This window comes from Phenylobacterium sp. (genome assembly GCF_019636135.1).
Taxonomy (GTDB): domain Bacteria; phylum Pseudomonadota; class Alphaproteobacteria; order Caulobacterales; family Caulobacteraceae; genus Phenylobacterium.
On sequence record NZ_JAHBYD010000034.1, the window covers coordinates 39905 to 47994 of the forward strand.

General features: G+C 71.0%; 9 protein-coding genes. 2 read left to right on the top strand and 7 right to left on the bottom strand.

The genetic code is table 11. From position 1 onward, the window contains the following. Positions 1 to 10: 10 nt before the first annotated feature. Complete coding sequence (locus KF737_RS19555; RefSeq protein WP_296459090.1) at positions 11 to 670, bottom strand: PEPxxWA-CTERM sorting domain-containing protein; 660 nt, start codon at positions 668 to 670, stop codon at positions 11 to 13. Between the two features lie 158 nt (positions 671 to 828). Between KF737_RS19555 and KF737_RS19560 the strand changes: the two genes are divergently transcribed. Next, on the top strand, positions 829 to 1116 hold the full coding sequence (locus KF737_RS19560; RefSeq protein ID WP_296459093.1) for a helix-turn-helix domain-containing protein: 288 nt from the start codon (positions 829 to 831) through the stop codon (positions 1114 to 1116). A gap of 6 nt (positions 1117 to 1122) precedes the next feature. On the opposite strand, the gene KF737_RS19565 is transcribed toward KF737_RS19560, so the two are convergent. From KF737_RS19565 to ctrA, 6 genes are all read right to left on the bottom strand, one after another. After that, on the bottom strand, positions 1123 to 1308 hold the full coding sequence (locus KF737_RS19565; protein WP_296459097.1) for a hypothetical protein: 186 nt from the start codon (positions 1306 to 1308) through the stop codon (positions 1123 to 1125). A gap of 209 nt (positions 1309 to 1517) precedes the next feature. After that, positions 1518 to 2330: a hypothetical protein gene (locus KF737_RS19570; protein WP_296459100.1), complete on the bottom strand. Its 813-nt coding sequence runs from the start codon at positions 2328 to 2330 to the stop codon at positions 1518 to 1520. 61 nt (positions 2331 to 2391) lie between these two features. Beyond that, positions 2392 to 3735 (bottom strand): M23 family metallopeptidase, encoded by a 1344-nt coding sequence (locus tag KF737_RS19575; protein ID WP_296459104.1) that lies wholly within the window; start codon positions 3733 to 3735, stop codon positions 2392 to 2394. 130 nt (positions 3736 to 3865) lie between these two features. Beyond that, the gene (gene arsC / locus KF737_RS19580; RefSeq protein WP_296459107.1) at positions 3866 to 4216 is read right to left on the bottom strand and encodes an arsenate reductase (glutaredoxin); all 351 of its coding nucleotides are present in this window, start codon (positions 4214 to 4216) and stop codon (positions 3866 to 3868) included. A gap of 23 nt (positions 4217 to 4239) precedes the next feature. Then, a complete protein-coding gene (locus KF737_RS19585; RefSeq protein WP_296459113.1) occupies positions 4240 to 6630 on the bottom strand; it encodes a M20/M25/M40 family metallo-hydrolase in 2391 nt (796 codons plus the stop codon). Between the two features lie 119 nt (positions 6631 to 6749). Further along, positions 6750 to 7445, bottom strand: a complete 696-nt coding sequence (gene ctrA / locus KF737_RS19590; RefSeq protein ID WP_293478482.1) for a response regulator transcription factor CtrA — start codon at positions 7443 to 7445, stop codon at positions 6750 to 6752. Between the two features lie 283 nt (positions 7446 to 7728). Here ctrA and KF737_RS19595 point away from each other — a divergent pair. Next, the coding region (locus KF737_RS19595) for a hypothetical protein (RefSeq protein WP_296459118.1) at positions 7729 to 8090 on the top strand (362 nt) is incomplete at its 3' end.

The following is an 8090-nucleotide window of genomic DNA, read 5'->3' on the forward strand; positions in this document are numbered from 1 at the left end:
CGGCTCGCCTTCAGACCTGCGGCGCGGGCCGCGACCGCCGGCGCATCGCGGCGCCCGCGGTCCCGAAGCCCAGGATCATCAGCGCCCAGGCCGAGGGCTCGGGAACACCGCCCGTCACGGCCTCGCCCACCACGATGTTGTCGAGCTGGGCTGGGCGTCCATGGAAGGCGCCGTCGGGTATCCAGTACCAGGCCACCGACAGGACATTCGCGAAGCTGGAGTCGAAGACGAAGGTCGTCAGGCCGGGCACGGGATCGACCGTGAAGCTCTGGGTGGTGACGCCACCGCCGGCCTTCGTCGCCGTAAAATATGTCGTCGTCGGCAGGCCACCGGTCCGACCGTTGTAGATGTCGGCGATGTCGATGGAGACCAGCGCGAAGGCGCCGCCGCCGACGGGCGCGAATGAAGGATCGAGACCCCCATTGTCGAAGAGCGTCGCCCCGTCCGGATCGGCGTTATACGGTGCGAACTCACCCTCGACGCCCCAGCTTCGGAAGCCCACGCCGTTATCGATGGCGTAGGAAAACAGAAAGCCGCCGCTCTCGAAATTGCCGGTGGCGACGCCGCCGGCCGACGTGCGCTCGTCAAAGGTGATGGTCGTGCCGGCCGCGGCCGGGAGAGCCGCGACTGCAAGCATCGCACCGGCGACAAGTCCAATTCCAATCTTCATCTGAACCCCCCACGGATCGCTTGGCGAAGACCCGCGTCGGGCCTTCCATTGCTGGATTACACGCAGTCTCATCGGATAATTCAATATCGACTTTTTCGTTATTGGATCATCCGTTCCCACGATGCACGCGGATTCTCGCCTCAAGGGAAAATCGCGGCGTGTGGATTGGGCCCGACGACCACAAGATCGTGGGCCGGCAACTTCGCCGTTACCGGTTGCTGAGGGGCGTCACCCAGGACGAGCTGGCCCTGCGCCTGCGGAAGCCGCAGTCGTTCGTGTCGAGCTATGAGCGCGGGCAGCGCCGGGTGGATTTCGTCGAGTTCGTCACCATCATGCGCGCGCTTCGGATGGACCCCGTCGAGGTCGGGACCATGCTGCTCGATCACATCGACAAGGAACTCGACCCCCCGAAGCCGCAGAGCCGCGGCCGCAAGCCGGCAGGCTAGAGGCTGTCAGGGGTCCTTCAGACGGCGCTCGCCGCCGGCGGCTTCGCCGAGGAACGCGCCGCGTCCCGCCGGGCCGCCGAGCCCGACGAAGAAGAGCGCGACGAGCGGCCGGAGCGTCCCGAGCGCGCCGACTGGAACGAATACGAACGTCCAGACTGGGACACGCCCGTCCGCCTGCACGCCGACCTTCACCTTCTCCCTTCCGAACGTCATGGCCGGCCTTGTGCCGGCCACCCATGAACACCGGCCCCGAAAAGCTCGCAGCGGCCCCCGCCGCGGGCCGCTTCGGCGCGCCGGCGTGTAGGGGTGGCCGGCACAAGGCCGGCCATGGCGTTCGGAAGGGGGAGGCCCGGCGCGACCTCGCCGGCGTTCCGCGGCCCGCGCCGCCCTCGGAATGCGGATCAGGCCGGCCCCTTCGCCTTCGGCCGCATCACCAGCCAGGGCGTCGGCTGCTGGCGCCATTCCCAGACCGCCAGCAACTGGTCGAGGTGGGTCATGGGCTTCAGGAACGGCGGCATCTCGAAGATCTTCGGCTGCTGGTCCAGGCGCACGATGTCGTGGGTGGCGGCGAACCGCTGCATCATCGTGGCCAGCGCGCCGGGCTTGTAGACGTCGTGCGTCTCGACGATCAGGCTCATGCCCGCCAGCGCCGGGCTGAGGTGCGGCTGCAGGATGTCGACCTCGGCGCCCTCGGTGTCGACCAGCACCAGCGTCCGCTTGCCGGCGAAGGCCTCGAAGCCGTCGGGCCTGAACTCGCCGCCGACGATCACGCGGTCCGAGACGCCGTTGCGCACCGCCAGCTCGGCGCAGGCCGCCCGCGCCTTCGCGTCGATGTCGTAGGCGTGGACGGTGACGCCCGGCATCATCCGCGCCAGGCCGACCGCGTAGTAGCCCTCGGCGCAGCCCACGTCGATCACGCAGTCCAGCCCCTCGGCGGCGAGGGCGGCGAGGTGCGGGTGCAACTCGGACTCGTAGGTGCCGATCAGCCGCGGGGCCAGCGCGCCCTCGGTGGCGTGGTCGACATAGTCCATGCCCGCGAACGGCCCGCTCCAGATCCGGCGGCCCTGGAGCTGGATGTAGGTGTTGGCCAGCATCTGCGACCGCCAGCGGCCGAGCAGGCGCAACAACTCGTAGACGGCCGCCTGGTTCGGGTTGGCAGGCCACCTGGCGACCATGCCGCGCACCATCCCGACGACCACGGTCGTGACGCTCATCCCAACTCTCTTCGATGCCCCGATGGAGACGGGTTAGGCGCGATGCGGCCCCGCCGCAAGCTCAACGGGCCGACGCACCGGTCTCGGCCTGCGCCAGGGTGCGGGGCGCGGGCGCCGCCGCGCCGGCCAGCAGCCGCTCGATGCGCGCCTTCTCGGCCTTGAACCGGGCGAGCTCGGCGCCGGCCAGCACCGTGCCCTGCGGGACCTTCGCGCCCACGGGGTTCACGCGATGGCCCTTCTGCCAGACCTCGTAGTGCAGGTGCGGGCCGGTCGCGAGCCCGGTGGAGCCGACGTAGGCCACCACCTGGCCCTGCCGCACCCGCGTCCCCGGCCGCATGCCCTTGGCGTAGCGCGAGATGTGGGCGTAGCCGGTGTCCCAGCCGCCCGCGTGGCGGATCTGCAGCCAGTTGCCATAGCCGCCCCAGCGCCCGGCCTTCACGATCACGCCGTCGCCCGCCGCCAGGATCGGCGTGCCGGGGCCTGCGCCGAAGTCGACGCCCTGGTGGGCGCGGGCGTAGCCCAGGATCGGGTGCTTGCGGCGGCCGAAGCCCGACGTCAGCCGCGCCCCGTCGACCGGCGTGCGCAGCAGGAAGCCGCGCACGTTCTTGCCGTGCTCGTCGAAGTACTCGGCCTCGCCGTGGTCGCGCTCGAAGCGGAAGAACTTCACGCCGTGCAGTTCGGCGTAGTCCAGCTCGCCGGTCTCGACGGTGCGGCCGCTCTCGGTGACCTTGCGGGTGAAGACGAGGCGGAAGTCGTCGCCGGGCTGGATGTCGCGCTGGAAGTCGAGCTTGTGGGCGAACAGCTTGGCCGTCTGGGCGATGAGGGCGGGCGTGGCGCCCAGCCGCGCGGCGCTCTCGTAGAGCGAGCCCGAGATCTCGCCGTCGGCGACGCGGACCTCGTCGGTGACCTTCTCCTCCAGCGACCGCAGGCGCAGCGCGCCGTCGAAGGTGCGCGAGACGGTGACGGACGTCGCGGGGCCGGTGCGCAGCGACAGCCCGATCAGCCGCGCCGGGCGGTCCTCGGCCTGCGGCTTCGCCACGGCGGCGTCGAACGACAGGCCGGCCTTGATGCGCACGGTGTCCATGGCGCCGCCCAGCGCCGCGACCGCCTGGCGGGCCTCGGCCTCGGGGACGCCGGCGCGCAGCACGGCCGCCTCCAGCGTCTCGCCCGGGCGGACCTTCAGCTCCACGTTCTGCGGCCGGGCGTAGCCGGGCTGGGCCTCGGCCTGGGTGAAGGCGGCGTGCTGCAGGGCGGCCATGGCGCCGGCCGTCAGCCGCGGCGCCTCGGGCCCGTCCAGCCGTGAAGCGACCTGCCAGCCGACCAGGCCCGCGGCCACGGCGACGGCGCCGGCGACAAGGCCGGCCTTCAGGCGAAAGGAGAATTTGCGCGGATCGGGATCCTGCATGGCGCCCCCGGTGCTCGACTGTGCGGGTCCGGACGCCGCCGGAGCCTGCTGAAGCGCCCCCGCGCCCGCAGTTGAGTGGAAGATGGCCGCGAACGGCGCTCGGCGCGCCCCGGCCGATTGTCTCAGGTCGTCAGAGGAGGCCGAGCGCCAGCTCGGCGGGCCGGCACAGCGCCGCGCCCTTCGGGGTTACCACGATAGGGCGATTCACCAGGATCGGCTCGATGATCATGGCCGCGATGATCGCTTCGTCCGACACGTTCGGGTCGGTCAGGCCCAGCGCCTCGGCGTTGGTGCCGCGCACGCGCAGGATGTCGTGGGCGCCCACCTGCATGCGCTTCAGGAGGTCCTGGAGCTGCTCCCGGGTCCAGCCGGCCTTCACGTACTCGACCACCGCGGGCTCGACGCCCTTCTCGCGCAGGAGCGCGAGCGTGTTCCGCGAGGTCCCGCACGCGGGGTTGTGATAGATCGTGACGTCGCTCATGCTCCCGAGATAGCGCCAGCCGGCTACCAAGTGAAGGCGCGCGTGCCGGTCAGGAAGGTCGAGTCGGAATCGTCCCACGGCATCAGGTCGGCCGGGCGGGCCGGCAGCGGCGTGGCCGTGCCGGGCCAGCCGTCGATTCCGGCGACGTAGGCGATGTCGAGGCGTCCGGGCCCGGTGGGCTTCACGCTGAGCTCCAGCGGCGGGCCGGAGGTCGTCCAGCTCACGCGCACCCACTTGCCGGCCGCCATCTCCTGGCCGACAGGGCCGCCGCCCAGGGTCATCACCCGGGCCGGGACGGTGGAGCGCAGGCGCAGCTCCAGCGTCCGCGCCTCGGGCGGCAGGGTCACCGAGAGCTTCAGGCGCTTGTCCGGCTCGCGGACCATCGCGAACGTGGGCGCGGTCGAGGCGATGGGTGTCGCGGGCGCCATGTCGTGCGGCCGCCACCACCACCATTGCTTGAGCCGTTGCGGCTCGGCCTGGCTGTCGGCCTTCAGCACCTGGTCGGTCCAGGCGCGGCCCGCGCCGGGCAGGGCGAAGCGCCAGGCGCGGCCGGTGTCCTGGTCCTGCTGGAAGCCGACGTAGGTGATCTGCGGGCGCCGCGGACTCCACGGGTCGGCCGAGCGGACGATGAGCGTGAGGCCGAGGCCGCCCAGCAGCAGCGCCGCCCCGATGATCCGCGCCGGCGAGCGGCCCCAGTCGGGCTGCGCCAGGGGCCAGAGCACCATGGCCGCGGTGATCATCTGGATCGCGAACAGCGGCACGAAGTCCATGCTCTCGAAGGCGGTGTGCGAGACCCCGCCTTCCCAGCCCAGCGCCGCGGCGGCGAGCACCGCCAGCAGCAGCAGGTCCAGCGCGTTGCGCTTGGCGCCGAACGAGGTGGCCGCCGCGGCGACCGCGGCCGCCAGCAGCGGCCAGGCCAGGACGAAGGCGGCGGCCGGGGCGAGGGCCTGGAGGGCGATGGTGAGCAGCAGGCAGAAGACGAGCCCGCCCGCCCAGGCGCCCTTGCGGCTGACCGGGCGGCCGAAGGTGAACCAGCCGATGAGCGCGGCGAGCGCGCCGGTGACGCCGCCGATCCAGTCGACCTCCATCGCCAGCGCCGAGCAGGCGAGGCCCGCGGCCAGGGGCAGGAACGCCACCCAGCGGCGGCTGCGCGACAGCTCGGCGGCGGCCAGCATCATGAAGCCCAGGGAGACCAGCATGATCGCCCACTCCCAGCGCTGCGCCTGGGCCAGCAGGAACCGCTGCTCCAGATAGCCGAACTCGGCGCCCGTGAGCCGCCGCGCGAACTGGAGGATCGCCGCGGCGCCGACGCCCGCGAAGGCGAAGGCGCCCGCGCCGCGCAGCAGGTCGGCGGCCGGGAACTCGCCCGACTGCCGCGCCCAGCGGACCGAGACGGCGATCAGGCCGCCGATGACCAGGATCAGCACCCATCCCACCCAGGCGGGGTAGGCGACCAGCACGTCGCCGAACAGGTTCGCGTAGACCGGCGAGGGCGCGTGGCCGGGCAGGGCGTCGGCGAACGCCAGCTCGCGCGAGACCGCCAGCACCTGGTCGCCCATGTCCTGCAGCGAGCCGCGCTCGAGGTTCTGCGCGGTCGAGGTGGGGCTGTGGTAGTCGAACTGGCGGCCGATGATGGCGAAGTTCATCCCGTCCACGCCGGCCCGCAGGCTCTCGGTGAGGTCGGTGTCGTTCGGCATCACCTCGTAGAGCATCACCGCCAGCGACGAGGACGCCGGCCGCCGGGCGTTGGCCTGGAAGAGCCCGATCAGTTCGCCGTTCCGCGGATGGGTCTGGAACATCTGCGCCCGGCCGGCCGAGCCGCGCGCCTCCAGGTTGACGACGAAGCCCACCCGCCTGGCCATCGGGTCGCGGTGGAAGAAGTGGTTGGCGCCGAGGAGGCCCGCCTCCTCGCCGTCGGTGATGACCACGATGACGTCGCGGGCCGGGACGCCGTGGGCCGCGATGGCGCGGACGGTCTCCAGCGCCGCGGCCACGCCCATCAGGTCGTCGGCGGCGCCGGGCGAGCCGGGCACGCTGTCGTAGTGGGCCAGCAGGGCCAGCGCCGGGGCGTTGCGGTCGCGGCCCGGCAGCACGCCCACGATGTTCTCGACGTAGGCGCCGCCGAAGAAGCCCGGCCGGTCGGCGCGGCTGAAGACGCCCACGCCCGGGCGCACCTCGGGCGAGAGCCCGTACTTCAGCATCTTGCCCACGATGGCGTCGCGCACGTTGGCGTTGGCGACCGAGCCGACGGGATGCGGCACGGCCGCCAGGAACCGCACGTCCTGGAACGCCCGCTCGCCCGAGAACTCCAGCGGCGACGTCGAGAGCGGCGCCGATTCGGGCAGCACCTGGTCGAGGTAGGCGAGGTACGAGCCGGCGATCAGCGCGAGCAGCAGCGCAAGCAGGCGGCCCATGGTCCCTAGTCCTCCCCCGGGGCTGGTCGGCGCAAGGCTAGACCGACCCGATGCAAACGAAAACGCCCGGACATGCGTCCGGGCGTCTCACTATCGTTGGATATGGTCGCGCCCGGCGTTCAGGCGGCGATCACGCCTTCCTGCGGGTCGCGCAGCACGTAGCCGCGGCCCCAGACGGTCTCGATGTGGTGCTTGCCGTCGGCGGCCGCCGCGAGCTTCTTCCGGAGCTTGCAGATGAAGACGTCGATGATCTTCAGCTCGGGCTCGTCCATGCCGCCGTAGAGGTGGTTCAGGAACATTTCCTTGGTGAGGGTCGTGCCCTTCCGGAGCGAGAGCAGCTCCAGCATCTGGTATTCCTTGCCGGTCAGGTGGACGCGGATGCCGCCCACTTCGACCGTCTTGGCGTCCAGGTTCACGATGATGTCGCCGGTCTTGATGACAGATTGCGCGTGGCCCTTCGAACGGCGGACCACGGCGTGGATGCGGGCGACCAGCTCGTCCTTGTGGAACGGCTTGGTCATGTAGTCGTCGGCGCCGCCCGAGAAGGTCTTCACCTTCGTCTCGATCTCGGCGGTGCCCGACAGGATCATGATCGGGGTGTTGATCTTGCCGACGCGCAGCGTGCGCAGGACGTCCATGCCGCTCATGTCGGGCAGGTTGAGGTCCAGCAGGATGAGGTCGTAGTCGTAGATCTTGCCGAGATCGACGCCTTCCTCGCCCAGGTCGGTCGTATAGACGTTGAAACCTTCGGACTTCAGCATCAGCTCGATGCTCTGCGCGGTCGCGCTGTCGTCCTCGATCAACAAAACCCGCATCGGCCTCTCCTGCCCGCGTCCCCGCATTCCCCCACGGACCCAGCGGACCCGCGCATGCCTCGCCGTTAACCTGCCCTACCGTTCTTTAAGACCGGTTAATGGTCTGGCCCCTCGGCGAGAATCGTTAATCTGATTTCGGAATCCGACTCAAGCTGGGCCGCCGGGCCGGTGAGTCGCACCTCCGTTGAATCTTTTGTGATTGGACGCCGGTTCCGAAGCGGGGAGCGGGAACGGCTTGGCCGCAAAGGGGTTTCTGTCCGCAAGCCAAGCCCGGAGACCCGTGATGACCGACATGCCCGACGTTCTTGAGAAGTATCGCCTGCCGCTCGACCGCGATCGGATGAAGCAGGCCGCGAAACTGGCCGGACCGGCGCTGGCGTTCGCCCGCAGGAATCCGTTCATCCTTATCGGCGCGGCCGTCCTGGGCGCGGCCGGCGTGGTGGCCTGGAAGAACCGGGAGCGCATCGCCGAGCGCGCCCAGCCGCTGATCGACGACGCCAAGCTGAAGGGCGAGGCGCTCATCGAGGACGCCAAGGCCAGGGGCGAGGACCTGATCGAACAGGCGAAGACCGCCGGCGAAGCGGTGGCCGCCAAGGTCGGCCGCACCCGCAAGGCCCCCGCCACCCCCGAGGCGACCGAGCTGCA